Origin of the sequence: Bacillus sp. FSL R5-0654 (assembly GCF_038008745.1) — a bacterium.
GTDB lineage: Bacteria > Bacillota > Bacilli > Bacillales > Bacillaceae > Bacillus > Bacillus safensis.
The window spans coordinates 982,199-1,001,036 of sequence record NZ_JBBOZV010000001.1; the positions used below are offsets into that span (position 1 = coordinate 982,199).

Consider the following 18,838-nt stretch of genomic DNA (forward strand, 5'->3'; position numbering starts at 1 on the left):
ACAAATGACCCTGATGTAAAGTATGTTTGTTGTGGATCTTTTTTCTTTATCTTTTTTTACACATTCATAGGGGATGGCAACTGAACCAGAGGAGGAATTTTCATGACACCATTTTGGGGTGAAGTCGTAGGTACAATGCTTCTCATTATTTTTGGAGGCGGTGTATGTGCGGCAGTCAATTTAAAGAAATCGCTCGCATATCAGTCCGGCTGGATTGTAATCGCTTTCGGATGGGGATTTGCAGTAGCCATAGCAGCTTATGCAACAGGTGGAATCAGCGGAGCACATTTGAATCCAGCACTAACAATTGGGCTTGCGCTAGAAGGAAGTTTTCCTTGGGCTGATGTACCAATGTATATTGCCGGCCAAATGCTTGGCGCATTAATAGGAGCTATTATTGTCTTTTTACATTACTTACCGCACTGGAAAGCAACAGACGATCCAGGTGCAAAGCTGGGTGTATTCTCAACTGGTCCTGCGATTCCGCATACTTTTGCAAACGTACTTAGTGAAGTCATCGGTACATTTGTATTGGTTCTAGGAATCTTAGCGATTGGTGCAAATAAATTCGCAGACGGAATCAATCCGCTGATTGTTGGATTCTTAATTGTCGCAATTGGTCTTTCTTTAGGTGGAACCACTGGTTATGCAATTAATCCTGCACGTGATTTAGGTCCGAGAATTGCACATGCGATTCTGCCGATTCCAGGTAAAGGTCCATCGAATTGGAAGTATGCTTGGGTGCCAGTCGTTGGTCCAATTTTAGGCGGCGCATTTGGCGGTGTTTTCTACAATGCAGCTTTTAAAGCGAACATCACACCAGCCTTTTGGATTGTAAGCGTTATTTTAGTTGTGGTATTGTTAGGACTCTATGTCTCTACGAAAAATCAAACAAATGCTGTAAATGAAAGTATGTAAGGGGAGGAAAACACCATGGCAAAAGAAAAATATATTCTCGCTTTAGATCAAGGGACAACAAGTTCAAGAGCGATCTTATTTGATCAAGAAGGCAAAATTGCACATACAGCTCAGAAGGAATTTAATCAATATTTTCCGAACCCAGGCTGGGTAGAACATAATGCAAATGAAATTTGGAGCTCTGTTCTATCCGTCATTTCAACTGCTTTAATTGAATCAGGCATTGAAGCAGATCAAATCGCCGGTATCGGAATTACGAACCAGCGTGAGACAGCTGTTGTTTGGGATAAACATACAGGCGCACCCGTTTATAATGCAATTGTTTGGCAGTCTAGACAAACGTCTGGCATTTGTGAAGAGTTAAAAGCGCAAGGACACAATGAAACGTTTAGAAATAAAACAGGTCTTCTCATTGATGCTTATTTCTCAGGGACAAAAGTAAAATGGATTTTAGACAATGTAGAAGGTGCTCGTGAGAAAGCAGAAAATGGCGACTTGCTGTTTGGCACAATTGATACATGGCTCATTTGGAAGATGACAGGTGGTCAATCACACGTCACAGATTACTCCAACGCGTCAAGAACGTTAATGTTCAACATTTACGATCTGAAATGGGATGAAGAATTACTTGAGATACTTGGCGTACCTGCTTCTATGCTTCCAGAGGTGAAACCATCTTCACACATCTATGGTGAAACAACAGACTATCACTTCTTCGGCAGAAATATCCCGATTGCAGGAGCCGCGGGAGACCAGCAGTCTGCACTATTCGGTCAGGCTTGCTTTGAAGAAGGAATGGCAAAGAACACGTATGGCACAGGATGTTTCATGTTGATGAATACAGGGGAAAAAGCAATTAAGTCGGATCATGGTTTATTAACGACAATTGCATGGGGCATTGACGGTAAAGTTGAATATGCTTTAGAAGGAAGTATTTTCGTAGCTGGTTCAGCGATTCAGTGGCTGCGCGATGGACTGAGAATGTTTAAAGACTCAAAAGACAGCGAAGCCTATGCGGAGCGCGTTGAGTCAACAGATGGCGTATATGTCGTTCCAGCATTTGTTGGTCTAGGCACACCATACTGGGACAGTGATGTCAGAGGCGCTGTATTCGGATTAACACGCGGTACTTCTAAAGAGCACTTTGTCCGTGCAACGTTAGAATCACTTGCTTATCAAACGAAGGATGTTTTAGATGCGATGGAAAAGGATTCAAACATCTCATTAAAAACTTTGCGTGTGGATGGCGGAGCTGTAAAGAATGATTTCTTAATGGGCTTCCAAAGTGATTTGCTGGATGTACCAGTAGAGCGTCCAGAAATTAATGAAACGACGGCACTCGGTGCGGCCTATCTTGCGGGAATAGCAGTTGGCTTCTGGAACGACCGTTCAGACATTGCAAAACAATGGAACCTTGACAAGCGCTTTGACCCTAAAATGGAAGAGGACAGCCGTGACTCGTTATACAGCGGGTGGAAAAAGGCTGTAAAAGCAGCTCAAGCTTTCAAATAAACCAAAAGTATGGTATACTTCAAGTAAGTTAATAGAACGGTTGGAGAACTGGAGAGACCGCAGGCACCGAAGTGTAGAAATACGCTTTGGGTGTTTGCGGTCTCTTTTTCTTTACCGTACAACATGGGAGGAACAAGAGATGACTTTTTCTAGCTTAGAAAGAGAACAAATGCTGCAGGAAATGACAAAAAAACCATATGATGTGTTTATCATTGGTGGGGGTATAACAGGCGCTGGTACAGCACTTGACGCGGCTTCACGCGGAATGCGTGTCGGTCTTGCAGAAATGCAGGATTTCGCAGCAGGTACGTCTAGCCGCTCAACGAAACTAGTGCACGGCGGACTTCGTTATTTAAAACAATTTGAAGTGAAAATGGTCGCAGAGGTCGGTAAAGAGCGTGCCATTGTATACGAAAATGGTCCTCATGTGACAACGCCAGAATGGATGCTTCTTCCGATGCATAAAGGCGGGACATTTGGTAAGTTTTCAACCTCTATTGGACTTAGAGTGTATGACTTTTTAGCTGGCGTAAAGCATAGCGAACGCAGAAGCATGCTAAGTGCGAAAGAAACACTTGAAAAAGAACCGCTTGTCAAAAAGGACGGCTTAAAAGGCGGCGGCTACTATGTTGAATACCGTACAGATGATGCACGCCTCACAATTGAAGTCATGAAAGAGGCTGTGAAATTCGGAGCGGAAGCGGTCAACTATGCGAAAGTAAAAGAATTTATTTATGATAAAGGCAAAGTGGTTGGTGTTGTCATTGAAGATGTCATGACGCAGAAAACATATGATGTGTATGCGAAGAAGATCGTCAACGCGACAGGTCCATGGGTAGATCAGCTGAGAGACAAGGACCACTCAAAAGAAGGAAAACACTTACAGCATACAAAAGGAATTCACTTAGTATTTGACCAATCGGTCTTCCCATTAAAACAAGCGATTTACTTTGACACGCCTGATAAACGTATGGTCTTTGCCATTCCAAGAGAAGGCAAAACGTACGTTGGAACAACAGATACAGTGTACAAAAAACAGCTGGAACACCCGCGTATGACAAAAGCCGATCGTGACTATGTCATCCAAGCGATTCAGTACATGTTCCCTGACCTCAATATTACAGAAAAAGATGTAGAATCGAACTGGGCCGGTCTTCGTCCGCTCATTCATGAAGAGGGCAAAGACCCTTCAGAAATTTCTCGTAAGGATGAAGTGTGGACATCATCTTCAGGCTTAATCACCATTGCTGGTGGTAAATTAACAGGCTACCGTAAAATGGCTGAGCATATTGTCGATCTAGTACGTGATGGATTGAAACAGGAAACGGGCAAAGATTACGGACCATGTAAAACAAAACATATGCCAATCTCAGGCGGCCATGTAGGCGGATCTAAAAACATGGCAGCCTTTGTTCAAGCGAAAACAGCAGAAGGCGCATCTGTTGGTTTAACAGAACCGATTGCACAAAAACTAGCTGAAAAATATGGTTCAAACGTCAGCAGTGTCTACAAACGAGTAGAGCAGCTTCAAGGGGAAGCAGACAAACGAAACATTCCAGCATATGTGCTGGCAGAGCTTGTCTATGCGATCGAAGAAGAACTAGCTGTAACACCTGTTGATTTCTTTTTAAGAAGAACAGGAAGCCTATTATTTAATATCAACTGGGCAAAAAAATACGCACAGCCTGTTGTTGACTACATGGCAGAGCGTTTTGGCTGGGATGAAGCAGCAAAACAGAAACATCAAACAGAATTAGATCAACTATTCCATGAAGCAGTCGTACCGCTTGATGCTGAATAAAAAGAAGACAAAGGGTTAAAGCAAGATCATTTTAGCCCTTTGTCAACAATCTGAAAGCCGATCATGTATCGGCTTTTTTTATTTGTGCAACATTTTTTCTAACTGCTAATGATATAGCATGACATAAAGGATGATTCCATATAAAATAACAGTAGATGTTATTTTATTGATGATAAGAGCTGGGGAGGACGACCATGAGTTGGAAGACGAATTATGAGCGATGGATCAATGAGAAGCACCTGGATACTGAACTAAAGGAATGGCTGGAGACGCATCAAGATGACCACCAGGCACTTGAAGACTGTTTCTACAAAAACCTTGAGTTCGGCACTGGAGGAATGCGCGGTGAGATTGGTGCAGGCACGAACCGAATGAATGTGTACACTGTTCGTAAAGCATCAGCAGGTCTTGCTGCGTATATTGCGAAACATGGAGAGGATGCAAAAAATAGAGGCGTCGCCATTGCATATGATTCACGCCATAAATCGCCTGAATTTGCGATGGAAGCAGCCAAAACCCTTGCTTCACAAGGCATTCAAACGTATGTATTTGATGAATTGCGTCCGACACCAGAGCTCTCCTTTGCGGTTCGAGAGCTGCATGCATTTGCTGGAATCGTCGTGACAGCAAGTCATAATCCACCAGAATATAATGGCTATAAAGTGTATGGTGAAGATGGCGGGCAGCTGCCTCCATCTGAAGCAGATCAAGTCATTCAAGAAGTAGATGCAATTGAAAATGAACTGTCGATTTCAGTTGATTCTGAAGAAACGTTGAAACAGCAAGGGCTGATCAAAATAATCGGAGAAGAAATCGACCATGCTTATATTGAAAAATTAAAAACCATTAGTGTGCACCCTGAGCTGGCACATGAGGTCGATGTCAAAGTCGTGTTTACTCCGCTTCATGGGACAGCCAATCACCCTGTCAGAAACGGGCTGCATGCTCTTGGATATCAGCATGTCACTGTTGTGCCTGAGCAGGAAAAACCAGATCCACAATTCTCAACAGTGACCTCGCCGAATCCAGAGGAGCATGCCGCATTTGAGTACGCCATCAAGCTTGGCGAAAAACAAAATGCCGATATCCTCATTGCCACAGACCCAGATGCTGACAGGTTAGGCATTGCGGTCAGAGATCACGAAGGTGAATTTACCGTCTTAACAGGTAACCAAACAGGCGCTCTGCTGCTCCATTATTTATTGTCTGAAAAACAAAAGCTGGGTCAATTGCCGCCTCGTCCGGTTGTAATGAAAACCATTGTTACAAGTGAGCTTGGGCGCGCTGTAGCATCAGCTTTTGGTGCCGACACGATAGACACACTCACTGGCTTTAAATTTATTGGAGAAAAAATTAAGCAATTTGAAGAGAGTGGAGAATACACGTTTCAATTCGGTTATGAAGAGAGCTATGGCTATTTGATTGGTGACTTTGCTCGAGATAAAGATGCGGTGCAAGCGGCACTTTTAGCCGTTGAAGTCGCTGCTTTCTATAAAAAGCAGGGCAAGTCCTTGTACGATGCGCTTGTCGATATTTTCAAGCAGTTTGGATTTTACCGGGAAGGATTAAAGTCGTTAACCTTAAAAGGAAAAGAAGGAGCAGAGCAGATTTCAGCGATCCTTCATACCTTTAGAACAAATCCGCCAGCTGCCATCGCAGGGCAGCGCATCACAGTGATTGAGGATTATCAATCAAGTCAAAGACAACTTGTGGCTGAAAAGAAAGAGGAAACCATTCACCTGCCAGCATCAAATGTGCTGAAATATTTCCTTGAGGATGGTTCGTGGTTCTGCTTAAGACCTTCTGGCACTGAGCCTAAAGTGAAATTTTATATTGCAGTCAAAGGCACGTCTTTAACAGATAGTGAAGAAAAGCTAAAGCATTTGTCAGAAGAAGTGATGAAAGTCGTTTATGATATTGTGGAAGAAACAGCGAAATAACGAAAGACAAGGCCGTCGTGTATGAATACATGATGGCTTTTTCTCAGCCAAAAGGATGAGAAGAAATCATTCTTTTGGAGAAAGAGCGACGAGGGGGCTCATGGTATAATGAGCGTAATAATAAGTGAAGGCTGCAAATGCCGGGGGTAAACAGTATGGGAGAATACCAAGAGAAGGTTGAAACATTAAAAATGTTAAAAGAAATTGCTGAAAAGCTTAATGAAGGCATGGAAATGAAAGAAACGCTCCATGAAGTGCTCCATATGCTGATGGATGTCACAGGCTTTCATTCAGCATGGATTTATTTTATAGAAAAAGACGGGTCATATGAACTGATGGCAGAGGTTTCCTTACCTGAAGCACTTGCAAAGCATCAAAAGCAGCTCATGTGTCAAAATGATTGTTATTGCATCAACCGATATACAAAAGGTTCACTGCAATCAGCCACAAATATTATTAATTGCAAACGGATTGAAACGGCAATAGAAGAAAAGCTTGGGGATACAGAAGGAATTACTCATCATGCGACCGTACCGCTAAAAGCGTGTAAGCGTACGTTCGGCTTATTAAATGTGGCGGCAAAAGGAAAAGTCACGTTTACGCAAGAAGAGCTGAATTTGCTTGAAAGCATTGCACTTCAAATTGGCACCGCCATTCAGCGGATGAAGCTTGTGCAAAATGAACAGCAGCACGCACTTCTGGAAGAAAGAAACCGGCTCGCACAGGACTTGCATGATTCTGTCAACCAAATGCTGTTCTCTGTGAGTCTGACGGCTAAGGCTGCACGGCAAATGACAAGTGATCAGAATTTAGGGGAAATGATTGATTTTATTCAGCATTTGTCACAAGACGCTCTGATTGAAATGCGGTCACTCATTTGGCAGCTGAGACCAAGAGGCCTTGAAAAGGGGTTTACGACAGCAATTGAAGAGTATGCACAGCTTTTAGGATTACGCTGCACTTTATCTTTATCAGGCTGTATAGAAATGGATCATTCTCACAATGAAACTTTGTTTCGGGTATGTCAAGAAGCGCTGAATAACTGTCAAAAACATGCGGAAGTAGAAGAAGTCGAGGTCAAGCTTGAGCAATCAAAAGACATGTTGGAGATGAAAATCATTGACCACGGAAAAGGTTTTCAATATGACGAGCAGATGAGCCTTCCTTCACTTGGGCTAAAAGGGATGTCTGACCGCATCCGAAGAGCAGATGGTACATTTTGTATCCATTCAGAGTTAGGTAAAGGAACTACGATTCATGTAAAAGTGCCATTTTCACAAGAAAGGAAGGGATCGTCATGAGGGTTGTCATTGCAGATGATCATCATATTGTGAGAAAAGGGCTTGTGTTTTTCTTGCAGACACAGTCTGATGTGGACATCGTTGGTGAGGCGTCCAATGGGCAAGAGGCATTAGAGGTTGTCAGAGAAACCCGGCCTGACATTGTCTTAATGGATTTGTCTATGCCTGTAATGAATGGCATTGAGGCAACGAAACAAATGACGCTGGAAATGCCGGACTCCCGCATTGTGATCCTGACAAGCTATGCGGATAAAGATTATGTTATCCCCGCCATTCAAGCAGGGGCGAAGGCCTATCAATTAAAGGATGTGGCACCAGAAAAGCTGCTTTCGACCATGATTGAAGTGCAAAATGGCACCTATCAGTTAGATGGTCATATCACGACCTTTCTTGTGCAGCATCTGACAGAGCCAAAAGAGCAGAAATGGGCATTGATGAAAGAGCTCACCAATAGAGAGCGAGATGTCTTATTTGAGATTGCAAAAGGCAAAAGCAACAAAGAAATTGCCTCATCGCTGTTTATTTCTGAAAAGACTGTCAAAACGCACGTATCCCATGTATTATCAAAATTAGAGCTGGCAGATCGAACCCAAGCGGCTCTGTATGCAGTGGATTATCAAAAAAATCAGCCAAAAGAGCTGCTATGACAGACTAAAACTTTTAAGCGCACATTCAATTCAATGAATTGAATAAAAAAGAGCACAGATGTTGGTTATTTGACGTGCCCTTTTGCGTAAAAAGAAAAGCATGAACAGCCTAATTTCTAATAGAAAAACAAATAAAAGACTTGATGAGAGTATGCTCATCAAGTCTTTTTTTATTTTAAAGGAGGTGATGAGCTGGTCAATCAAAGGTGAATGTGGATCAAGTGGAGGCATATGAATTAGTAAGTGATTTTCGTTAGGATGACAAATTAGAGCTTTAATAAGCTTGCGGTCCATACATTATCTCTAACGCTTCCGTCTATTTCATGTCAGCCACTTTATGTTTCCCATCACAGCGCACTGCTAATTGTATGGAAAAGGGAAGGGCTAAAAAAATTCATTTTAGCCCTTTTTCTTTATGTGTACATCGGTTGTGAATAAACTTCAGCGGCAGCAGCCTCTGAAGCATGGTCAATGTACTGCAGGAGCCCATATAAACATTTTTCAACATCTGCATCGTTCCGGTTAAATTGATACGCATGTAAGAAATGCTCAATACGTTTCGAGAGCAAATCATCTTGCGTACGTACCATAAGAATAAGTAAATTATCCCATTGCGAGCGATGCGTATAATAAAGTGCTTTATCATAATCCGCCACATTCATTAAACCTTCTCCTTTCCCTTGAGAAGTCCTCATTAGTTTGCTCGGATCATATCGACTTTTTCAGGGGAAAAGTTGGTGTCCGCATCAATCGTGTACCGGGAATTATAGGCTGAATAATTGCTTCATGTATGAAAAAGGACCGGCCAGCTAAACCTAAACAAAACATATATGAAAGTGAGTTCAATGATATCATGCAGCCGAAATGGTGGATGCTTATTGCAGCAGGAATCGTTTTGCTTGGCAGTTTGATGATTCATCCTGCATCAAAAGCAGCGGTGCAGCCGTTTGAAAATTGGGAAAGACTTGCGTACACAGCGCTGAAAGATGAATATAAAGGTGCCGCTTTAAACGATTATCATTACATTGGCCGTACAGAAGTGAATGATGAGCAGACAAAAGATGTGTTTCGCGTCACTGTAAAGGAAGGCTCAACTCGCTTTGCCGCACATGCAGAAATTTATTTTCATCCGGTGACCGGTCATTTGATTAGTATTAACGTGTTTCGATTATAAAAAAGCCCCTTTTTTTGTAAAGGGTGCTTGAGGCGTTCAGTCAAAAAAGACAAAGGGCTAAAATAAAGATCATTTTAGCCCTTTGTCCAACAATTTTTTTTCGAAATGGAATTACTTCATGCTACCTTGAAGATAAGCACGAATATCCACACCAAGTGAATCTGCTAATCGCTGGCCGTAATCTTCATCGGCACGATAGAAGTTGCAGATTGCAAGTAATTTTGTTTGGTCATTAACATCTTTCAAATCAGCTGTTAGGTTTTTAATCAATGCTTGTTTCTCTTCTTCAGAGTAGCTTCGATATTTTTCTCCAGCTTGTTTGAAATCGTTCGGTTTTTCAATTTTTTGTCTCACCATACGGTCACCGTGAAGAACTGGCTCACTTTCTTTGTAGTGAGGGTTTTCTTTTGGCTGATCGGCATAACGGTTTGGTTCATAGTTAATATGACCGCTTGGACGAGTCGTTGTCATAAAGCCATCCTGCTGGTTATTGTGTACAGGTGCATAAGGGCAGTTAACCGGAATGCGCATGTAGTTCGCACCAAGACGGTGGCGCTGCGTATCAGGATATGAGAACAGACGGCCTTGAAGTAGTTTATCTTCAGATGCCTCAATTCCTGGAACAAATGCACTTGGCGTGAAAGCAGACTGTTCTGTTTCAGCAAAGAAGTTCTCAGGATTGCGGTTGAGTGTCATGCGTCCTACTTTTTGAAGCGGGTAATCTTCCTCGCTCCACGTTTTTGTTGGGTCACATGGATCATAATCAAGGTCATCATAATCGCTAAGCGGCATAAGCTGAACATATAAGTCCCATGCTGGGAAGTTGCCTTTTTCAATGCGGTCATATAAATCTCTTGTCGCATGCTGGAAATCGTTTGCTTGAATTTCCGCTGCTTCTTCCATAGATAAGTTGCGAATACCTTCAGAAGGTCTCCAGTGATATTTCACATATTTTGCTTCGCCGTATTTGTTCACCCATCTAAATGTATGCACACCAGAACCGCGCATTTCAGCGTAGCTTGCAGGGATTCCTTCGTCAGAGAAAAGCCATGTGAGCATATGAGTGGATTCAGGCGTTAAGGTCATAAAATCCCAATAACGGTCAGGATCTTGAATATTGGTTACAGGATCTGGCTTGAGAGAGTGAACCATATCAGGGAATTTCAATGCATCACGAATAAAGAAGATCGGCAAGTTGTTACCAACGAGATCATAGTTGCCTTCTTCTGTATAAAATTTGACAGCAAATCCGCGCGGGTCACGCAATGTTTCAGGTGAACCTTTCGGATGAATAACGGTAGAGAAGCGAACAAAAACGTCTGTTTGTTTTCCTTCTTCACTTAAGAAAGCTGCTTTTGTATGTTTCTCCATGCTGTTTTCTACTTCAAACACACCGTAAGCGCCGGCGCCTCTTGCATGAACGACGCGCTCTGGAATACGTTCACGATCAAAGTGTGCGAGTTTTTCAATCAAATGGTAATCATCAAGAAAGGTAGGTCCGCGGTGACCAGCTGTTCTTGAGTTTTGGTTATCGCCAACAGGCACGCCTTGGTTCGTTGTCAAATTTTTATGATTTGAATTTGTCATTCTTTTCTCCTCCTGTAAACAAAAAAGTGTTTTCTAGCAATCTATATACCCTAATTATATTGAATCAAACATGATAGTCAATATTTATTTATAATAATTTTAAATAAATTATTATTACAAGAAGGTAAAGAAAAAGACGAAAGAATAAATTCTTTCGCCTTAAAGCAGGAGCTCTCTAAGAGCATCTTTGTTTTGTGTTAAATCGTTTAGTGTGTATCGGTCTAGAACGCTTAAATAAGCAGTGAGTGCTTCATGAAGTACATGCTTTAATGAACAAATTGGGGAGATGATGCAGCTGTTTTTCTTTGGATCAAAGCATTCAACCATGACTAAATCATCCTCTGTATAACGGACAACCTCTCCAATATTGATGCTTTCTGGGCTTTTTCCAAGCCTGATCCCGCCATTTCTTCCGCGAATTGTTTCCACATACCCGCGTTTTCCAAGATGATAAATCACCTTCGTCAGATGATTTTTAGAAATGCCATAAACATCGGCGATCTGCTGAATATTTGACAGTTCATTATTTTCTCTCGAAGCTAAATAAATGAGTACCCTTAATGAGAAATCTGTGTAATTCGTAAGTTTCATTTTGACGACCTCTAAACCTAATAGAGTTTTGTATCATCGTAACACATTTTAGACAAAAACTGTTCGAGAAAGTGTAAAATGTGACAACATTTAAAACATGTATTATAAATATTGCTTTTAGAGACTGTCATCTATTACGATAAAGATGTATTTAAAATACTTCTTTTGAAAGAAGGAATGACGATGTTATCTAAAGATCAAATGAATGCAATAAAGCAATCAGCTCCTCTACTAAAAGCCGAGGGAACCAAGCTTGTCACTGTTTTTTATCAAAATATGATTCGCCAGCACCCGGAGCTGCTCAATCAATTTAATAAAACAAATCTGATGAACGGAAGTCAGCCAGAGGCACTTGCTGCGACACTATATCAAGCTGCACTGCACATCGATCGATTAGAGGAATTACTTCCTGCGGTCAAACAAATTGCCCATAAGCATGTCAGTGTCATGGTCAAAAAAGAACAATACCCAATTGTCGGATATCACCTGATTGAAGCGATGAAAGAGGTGTTTGGTTTAAGAGAAGAAGATGCCACTTTATTAGCTTGGAAAGCTGCATATGACATCATTGCGAATATTTTCATGACCATAGAAGCAGAAATGATGGATAAAAATGTGAAACAGACAGGCGGATGGGCAGATGTGAAGCCGTTTGTAATTAAGAAAAAGAAGCAAGAATCTCCTTCGCTTATCTCTTTTTATTTAGTACCAGAAGATGAATCAGAGCTGCCAATGTATAAAGCAGGCCAATACATTACGGTTCAGGCAGATATGCCAGGAGAAGCCTATATGTGCAGCAGACAATACAGCTTATCAGACGAGCATCATCCATCTTATTATCGTATTACAGTGAAGCGTGACGGTCATGTGTCTACATTTTTGCATGATGAAATGGAAGAAGGGGACGTTCTTCAAGTGAGTATGCCGCAGGGAATGTTCTGTTTGCAAGATGACATAAAAGAGCCTGTTTATTTCATCAGTGCTGGGTCTGGTGTCACTCCAATGATTGGTTTAGTGAAAACTGCCGCACAAAACAGCCAGACATTCACGATGATTCATGCAGATCGATTAGAGGATGTCATCGCTTTTGAAAATGAGTTTGAACGCGTTCTAGCTTCAGCTTCCTATGGACGCATCATCCTATGTAACGAACAATTTCCGCAGTCTGGAAAGGGTGAACTTGTTGAGAAAGCGGCTTCCCGCATTGACCGTCCATTTCTTCAATCGGTAATCGGAGAAGGGAAAGGCCAATTTTATCTATGCGGTTCCCCGGTGTTTACACAGGAGATCATTCATCATCTAAAAGAGCTGGGAATTCCAGCACACCATATTCATTTCGAAGCATTCGGCGGGCAATCCACGAAAGAAATAGAAGTCGTCTAAACGATTGGCGGAACATCATGTTTTTTTACATACGCTCATATAGTAGGGATAAGTCCGATGAGGAGGGATGGTTTCCTTGAGCGTATCTGAAAAACGTCTTTTACAAAGAGCGATTGATGAAATTACAGAGATTGCAGAAGGATTTGGTCTAGATTTTTATCCGATGAGGTATGAAATCTGTCCCGCGGAAATTATTTATACGTTCGGTGCATATGGAATGCCAACACGATTCAGCCACTGGAGCTTTGGAAAGCAATTTCATAAAATGAAGCTTCATTATGATTTAGGGTTAAGCAAAATTTATGAACTGGTCATCAATTCAAATCCTTGCTACGCCTTTCTACTTGATAACAATACGCTCGTTCAAAATAAATTAATTGTGGCTCATGTATTGGCACACTGTGATTTCTTCAAAAATAATTGCCGTTTCCAAAACACAAAACGAGATATGGTCGAAAGTATGTCAGCAGCGGCAGAGCGGATCAAAGAATATGAGCATATCCATGGAACAAAAGAAGTCGAGTCCTTTTTAGATGCCGTATTGGCTATCCAAGAGCATATTGATCCATCTCTTGTTCGATCAAAATTAAGCTGGAATATGGACGATGAAGAAAGTGAAGATGATAAACCAAAACGTCAAACGCCATATGATGATTTGTGGGGAATGGATGAGCCGAAAACGCGTGAGAAAAAGAAAACTGTTAAGCAGTTTCCGCCAAAGCCGGAAAAGGATCTTTTACTCTTTATTGAGGCGCATTCCCGCGAGCTGGAGCCGTGGCAGCGGGATGTCCTTACCATGCTGAGAGAAGAAATGCTCTATTTTTGGCCGCAGTTGGAAACAAAGATTATGAATGAAGGCTGGGCATCGTATTGGCACCAGCGGATTATGCGGGAGCTTGATTTGGATTCAAGTGAATCGATAGAGTTTGCGAAATTAAATGCAGGTGTGGTGCAGCCATCTAAAACAGGCATCAATCCTTACTATTTAGGGCTGAAGATTTTTGAAGATATCGAAGAGCGCTATAACAACCCGTGTGAAGAATTAAAAAAAGCAGGGGTCACAGAAGGATCTGGCCGCAGTAAAATGTTTGAAGTCAGAGAAATTGAGTCAGATATTTCCTTTATTCGAAACTACTTAACGAAAGACCTTGTGATGAGAGAAGATTTGTACTTGTTTCAAAAGCAGGGGAGGGACTATAAAGTCATTGATAAAGAATGGAAGGCGGTTCGTGATCAGTTAGTCAGTATGAGAGTGAATGGCGGCTTTCCGTATTTGACCGTGATCGATGGCGACTATTTAAAAAATAACGAACTTTATATCAAGCATTGGTATGAAGGCATTGAACTTGATCTGAAATACTTAGAAAAAGTCCTTCCGTATTTATATCAGCTGTGGGGAAGAAGTGTGCATATCGAGTCCGTTCTTGAAGGAAAAGAAGTGATGTTTTCTTATGATGGAAAAGGGGTTCATAGGAAATATCTTGCATGAAAAAGACCAAAAAAGATGTCTCTTAGCAGACATCTTTTTTGTCCATTTTATTGGTTTTTCAGGAGTTTGAAAATGTGTTTTGCTTGATCGGTATTTTCCATTAGACCTTTTAGCTGCTGGCTTGTTGGGCCATACGCAAAGAATGGAACTTCATCACCGGTATGACCAGATGTTGTCCAGCCTGTATGTGACCTTGTATTGATCACTTCTTCAATCGCATCATCAATTTTAACAGTATCCTTTGTTTCAGCGGCCTTTTGAATAGATGCTATTTCTTCTTTTGTGAAATCAAGATTGATATATTGTTTCAGGGCTGACTCGACAGGCATGCCGCTGACGATTTTGTTTGCGATAAAGTCAGGCGTTTTTTTCGCTGCTTTTACCGGTTTGTAATCCCAGCTGCCTGAACCATCTGCTCCAAAGGAAAGTCCGCCAGTTGAATGATCCGCGGTCGTGATGACTAACGTGTTTTTATCCTTTTTCGCAAAACGAATCGCTTCTTCAAATGCTTTTTCAAAATCCTTCATTTCACTCATCGCACTGACAATATCATGATCATGTCCAGCCCAGTCAATTTGACTGCCTTCGACCATAAGGAAAAATCCTTTTTTGTTTTTAGACAGCTGTTTGATGGCTGAGGATGTCATGTCTTGCAGGGAAGGGGTCGTTTGATCACGATCAATGGCTTTATCGAGACCTCCATCGGCAAAAATGCCTAACACTTTTTCATTTTTGTTTTTTTGTAAGGCGGCTTTATTGGTGACATAATCATAACCGGCTTGTCTGAATTCCTTCGTCAGATCACGATCCTTTCGGACAAAGTCGACAAGTCCTCCGCCAAGCATGACATCGACTGTATGCTGTTTTCCGATTTTCTCATCGAAGAAGTCATCGGCGATGGCTGCAGTGTTTTTCCTAGACACATCGTGAGCGGCATACGCAGCAGGCGTAGCATTTGTTAATTCAGATGTCACGACAAGACCCGTCGATTTTCCTTTTCGTTTGGCTTCTTCTAAAACGGTTTTTAGTTTTTTGCCGTTTTTGTTTACACCAATGGCATTGTTGTATGTCTTTTTACCAGTTGCCATGGCTGTACCAGCTGCTGCTGAATCGGTAATGTTATTTTTAGAGTCGTCAGGGTATGTTTTGTGCATGCCAGTGAGGTAAGGGTCAAACGCTGTTTGCTTTGAAAGGTCACCGTTGTGTTTAAATGAGCGGTAAGTTGAAAGATAAGGTGTTCCCATGCCATCTCCAATCAGCACGATCACATTTTGCACGTCATTTTTCGGCTTCTTTTTAGCCTCAGCTTTGTCAGCTTGTCCAAATTCAATCCCTGAAAAAATGCCAATCGATAGCACAGATGCTGCTGCCACTGCAGCGATTTTCGTTTTCGAGCTTTTCAACACACTCATTCATTTTGCCTCCTCATTGTTTATGTATCGCTCTTACGTTTACAATGGTAGAGCAGAAGTGTGGATTCCTTTTTACAGCACCGTAAAGTTCACTTTAAAATTGTAAAGGTCCACTTTACATAGAATGAACCAAAAAGAGAAATGAATGTATCATTTATCCATGACAAGATGCGATTATTTTGTCATGATTGTGTAATAAAAATGAAATAAAAAGAACCCTAAAAAAAAATAAATTTTGCCGAATTAATAAGCATAATGTCGTAGGAAGTCAAGACTATTTCTTCTGGTATTTGATCCTTATAATAGGGAGTAGATAAAAATTCGGATCAGATAGATACATACAGGAGGAACAAATGAAAAAACAATTGATCACAGCTGCAAGTGCAGTTCTACTTGGGACGACATTATTTGCCGGAGCTGCCTCAGCACAATCAGTAAAAGTTCAAAAAGGTGACTCTCTTTCTGTTCTAGCGAAAAGATACAAAACAAGCGTGAGCAAAATTAAATCAGACAATAAGCTGAAATCTAACGTGATTTATGTTGGACAAACCTTAAAAGTGAATGGCACTTCTTCGAAAAAAGCAGTGAAGACATCAAAAACAACAACAAAAGTAAAAACGGCTTCAGCAACTGCCACTCATAAAGTTGTCAAAGGTGATACATTATCTAAGATTGGCAAAAAATACGGGATGACTGTGAAAGAGCTGAAATCGTTAAATAAACTTAAAACAGACCTCATTAAAATCGGGCAAAAGCTAAAGGTGAAAAAGACGTCTAAAGTAAAGACGAAACCTGTGAAAGAAAAAACAGTCTCTACTTCTTCCTTAAACACGTCTAAGCTTATAGCAGATGCTAAAGCGCAAAACGGTACTCCATATAGATGGGGTGGAACGACACCGAAGGGCTTTGATTGCAGCGGATTTATGTGGTATATCATTAACAAACAAAAAAAGATTTCAAGACAAACAACTGAAGGTTTCTGGGGATCGATGAAAAGTGTATCCAAACCAAAGGCTGGAGATTTTGTCTTCTTTACAACGTATAAATCGGGTCCATCTCACATGGGTGTCTACCTTGGGAACAATAAGTTTATCCATGCTGCTTCTGACGGTGTAACGATCAGTGATATGACATCAAGCTATTGGAAGCCTATTTATCTTGGAGCGAAAACATTTGTAAACTAATTCATTTTAAGAGACTGCTATGAAGCAGTCTCTTTTTTCATATATCATTTGTGCCGCGGAACTGGTCTTTTCTCATAGATCACTATCAGTCTAAAGACTTTAAAATAACATAATTGTGGACCCGCTTTTAAAAAAAAGGGTCTTATTTTTGTTGAATAATAAGTATATGAAAAAAATATAATCTTCCATGTTGTATAATAAATAGAGGGAGACAAACTATCAATTGAATAAGGATTGAAGAAAATCTAACCGTTTTATTGACAATATTTTCGTTGATATATAAGAATTTTCACTCTATTTTTAAAAAAAGTGTTTTCATTTTTTAATTTTCATATATAATAATTTTACGCCACCAATTTATTGTGCTAAATTTAATCTAAATATTCAGAAAATATTGTGAATTATATGAATGTGGCGTCTTTAGACTGATACTAAGTTTTGGGAGTGATGGTATGAGCAATTCGTTGTTTAGAAAAAAGAGCATTTCAGAGCTCATTGCGGCAACACAAGGGGAAAAAGCATTAAAAAAGGAATTGGGTTCATTTGATTTAACCATGCTTGGCATTGGAGCCATAATCGGGACAGGGATATTTGTTCTAACAGGTACAGGAGCCGTCACTGCGGGGCCAGGACTTGTGCTATCATTTGTCATCGCAGGTCTTGCTTGTTTGTTTGCAGCACTGTCATATGCGGAATTTGCTTCCACAGTGCCTGTATCAGGGTCTGTGTATACATTTACGTACGCATCAATGGGGGAATTTCTAGCGTTTATCATTGGCTGGGATTTAATATTAGAATATATGTTGGCCGCTAGTGCCGTTTCAGCGGGCTGGTCAGGCTATTTTGTGTCATTTTTAAATGGGATAGGGATTCATATACCAGTTGAGTTAACAGCAGCACCAGGTGGTTTAAAGGGGCAAGTGACATATTTTAATCTTCCAGCATTTATTATTTTAATGGTCATCACCTTCCTGCTGTACTTTGGTATTAAAGAATCAAAACGAGTAAATAACATCATGGTTATTATGAAAATTGCTGTGATTCTGCTCTTTATTTTAGTCGCTGTGAAATATGTAAAACCTGAAAACTGGACACCATTCGTACCATTTGGGACATCAGGGGTCTTAAGTGCAGCAGCCCTAGTATTCTTTGCATTTATCGGGTTTGATGCAGTTGCTTCTGCGGCAGAGGAGACAAAAAATCCATCACGCAACCTGCCTAGAGGGATTATTACTTCCTTATTGATTTGTACACTGCTTTATGTCATTGTTAGTGCGATTATGACGGGCATTGTTCCTTTCATGAATTTTGAAGGAGTATCACATCCAGTGTCTCTCGTTTTACAAGTAGCCGGACAAAACTGGGTGGCTGGTATTGTGGATGTCGGAGCGATTCTAGGGATGACAACCGTAATGCTTGTCATGCTGTACGGCCAGACACGCGTGATGTTTGCTATGTCTCGTGATGGCTTGGTGCCAAAGGTATTATCAAAAGTTCACCCAAAGCATAAAACTCCTTACATCAATACACTGTTCTTCGGTACATTGTCAGCATTAATGGGTGGATTTATTCCACTTGATGAGCTGGCAAGCCTAGTGAACATCGGGACACTTTCAGCATTCATTTTGATTTCAGTGGCGGTCATTGTGATGAGAAAAACGCAGCCGGACTTACCACGAGCTTTCAGATGCCCAGCAGTTCCGCTCATTCCAATCTTAGCTATTCTATCTTGCGGATTGCTCATTTATAAGCTTGGTGCAATCACCTTTGTTCGTTTCTTAATCTGGCTTGCCATTGGGCTGGTTGTGTATTTCTTATATTCAAGAAAGCATTCAGAATTGAATAAAAAGTAAATGAAAAAAGCCCGTGCTGCTTGGCATTAGTCAAGTAACACGGGCT

General features: G+C 41.0%; 15 protein-coding genes. 11 read left to right on the plus strand and 4 right to left on the minus strand.

Features of this window, described 5'->3' with window-relative positions:
• The first annotated feature begins 102 nt into the window (after window positions 1–102).
• The 6 genes from NSS76_RS04790 (at window position 103) to NSS76_RS04815 (ending at window position 8,119) form a co-directional block, all read left to right on the plus strand.
• Window positions 103–918: an MIP/aquaporin family protein gene (locus tag NSS76_RS04790; RefSeq protein WP_024425303.1), complete on the plus strand. Its 816-nt coding sequence runs from the start codon at window positions 103–105 to the stop codon at window positions 916–918.
• A gap of 15 nt (window positions 919–933) precedes the next feature.
• Window positions 934–2,430 carry a glycerol kinase GlpK gene (gene glpK, locus NSS76_RS04795; protein WP_024425302.1) on the plus strand — a complete coding sequence of 499 codons (1,497 nt, stop codon included), beginning with the start codon at window positions 934–936 and terminating at the stop codon, window positions 2,428–2,430.
• Between the two features lie 139 nt (window positions 2,431–2,569).
• Window positions 2,570–4,231 carry a glycerol-3-phosphate dehydrogenase gene (gene glpD, locus NSS76_RS04800; RefSeq protein ID WP_024426602.1) on the plus strand — a complete coding sequence of 554 codons (1,662 nt, stop codon included), beginning with the start codon at window positions 2,570–2,572 and terminating at the stop codon, window positions 4,229–4,231.
• Window positions 4,232–4,425: 194 nt separating this feature from the next.
• Entirely contained in the window at window positions 4,426–6,171 is a 1,746-nt protein-coding gene (locus tag NSS76_RS04805; protein ID WP_341081030.1) for a phospho-sugar mutase, read from the plus strand.
• Window positions 6,172–6,326: 155 nt separating this feature from the next.
• Entirely contained in the window at window positions 6,327–7,472 is a 1,146-nt protein-coding gene (locus NSS76_RS04810; protein WP_341081033.1) for a GAF domain-containing sensor histidine kinase, read from the plus strand.
• The gene (locus tag NSS76_RS04815; RefSeq protein ID WP_024425298.1) at window positions 7,469–8,119 is read left to right on the plus strand and encodes a response regulator; all 651 of its coding nucleotides are present in this window, start codon (window positions 7,469–7,471) and stop codon (window positions 8,117–8,119) included. The genes NSS76_RS04810 and NSS76_RS04815 overlap by 4 nt, the downstream gene beginning before the upstream one ends.
• 413 nt (window positions 8,120–8,532) lie before the next feature.
• Here the strand turns inward: NSS76_RS04815 and NSS76_RS04820 are convergent, their stop codons facing one another.
• A complete protein-coding gene (locus NSS76_RS04820) occupies window positions 8,533–8,781 on the minus strand; it encodes a YhdB family protein (RefSeq protein WP_024425297.1) in 249 nt (82 codons plus the stop codon).
• Between the two features lie 191 nt (window positions 8,782–8,972).
• On the opposite strand from NSS76_RS04820, the gene NSS76_RS04825 reads away from it, so the two are divergent.
• Window positions 8,973–9,293 carry a YqzG/YhdC family protein gene (locus tag NSS76_RS04825; RefSeq protein ID WP_374756292.1) on the plus strand — a complete coding sequence of 107 codons (321 nt, stop codon included), beginning with the start codon at window positions 8,973–8,975 and terminating at the stop codon, window positions 9,291–9,293.
• 111 nt (window positions 9,294–9,404) lie between these two features.
• Here NSS76_RS04825 and NSS76_RS04830 read toward each other — a convergent pair whose 3' ends face one another.
• Window positions 9,405–10,880 (minus strand): catalase, encoded by a 1,476-nt coding sequence (locus tag NSS76_RS04830; RefSeq protein WP_024425295.1) that lies wholly within the window; start codon window positions 10,878–10,880, stop codon window positions 9,405–9,407.
• A 159-nt stretch (window positions 10,881–11,039) separates the two neighbouring features.
• The gene (locus tag NSS76_RS04835; RefSeq protein WP_024425294.1) at window positions 11,040–11,471 is read right to left on the minus strand and encodes an Rrf2 family transcriptional regulator; all 432 of its coding nucleotides are present in this window, start codon (window positions 11,469–11,471) and stop codon (window positions 11,040–11,042) included.
• Between the two features lie 183 nt (window positions 11,472–11,654).
• On the opposite strand from NSS76_RS04835, the gene NSS76_RS04840 reads away from it, so the two are divergent.
• Complete coding sequence (locus NSS76_RS04840) at window positions 11,655–12,854, plus strand: globin domain-containing protein (protein WP_024425293.1); 1,200 nt, start codon at window positions 11,655–11,657, stop codon at window positions 12,852–12,854.
• Between the two features lie 67 nt (window positions 12,855–12,921).
• Entirely contained in the window at window positions 12,922–14,343 is a 1,422-nt protein-coding gene (locus NSS76_RS04845; RefSeq protein WP_370880851.1) for a SpoVR family protein, read from the plus strand.
• 47 nt (window positions 14,344–14,390) lie between these two features.
• Here the strand turns inward: NSS76_RS04845 and NSS76_RS04850 are convergent, their stop codons facing one another.
• On the minus strand, window positions 14,391–15,755 hold the full coding sequence (locus tag NSS76_RS04850) for an alkaline phosphatase (RefSeq protein WP_024425291.1): 1,365 nt from the start codon (window positions 15,753–15,755) through the stop codon (window positions 14,391–14,393).
• Between the two features lie 353 nt (window positions 15,756–16,108).
• Here NSS76_RS04850 and NSS76_RS04855 point away from each other — a divergent pair, with 353 nt between their 5' ends.
• Together NSS76_RS04855 and NSS76_RS04860 are read left to right on the plus strand one after the other, a co-directional pair.
• Window positions 16,109–16,939: a C40 family peptidase gene (locus NSS76_RS04855; RefSeq protein WP_024426592.1), complete on the plus strand. Its 831-nt coding sequence runs from the start codon at window positions 16,109–16,111 to the stop codon at window positions 16,937–16,939.
• 452 nt (window positions 16,940–17,391) lie between these two features.
• On the plus strand, window positions 17,392–18,792 hold the full coding sequence (locus tag NSS76_RS04860) for an amino acid permease (protein WP_044333781.1): 1,401 nt from the start codon (window positions 17,392–17,394) through the stop codon (window positions 18,790–18,792).
• Window positions 18,793–18,838: the final 46 nt, after the last annotated feature.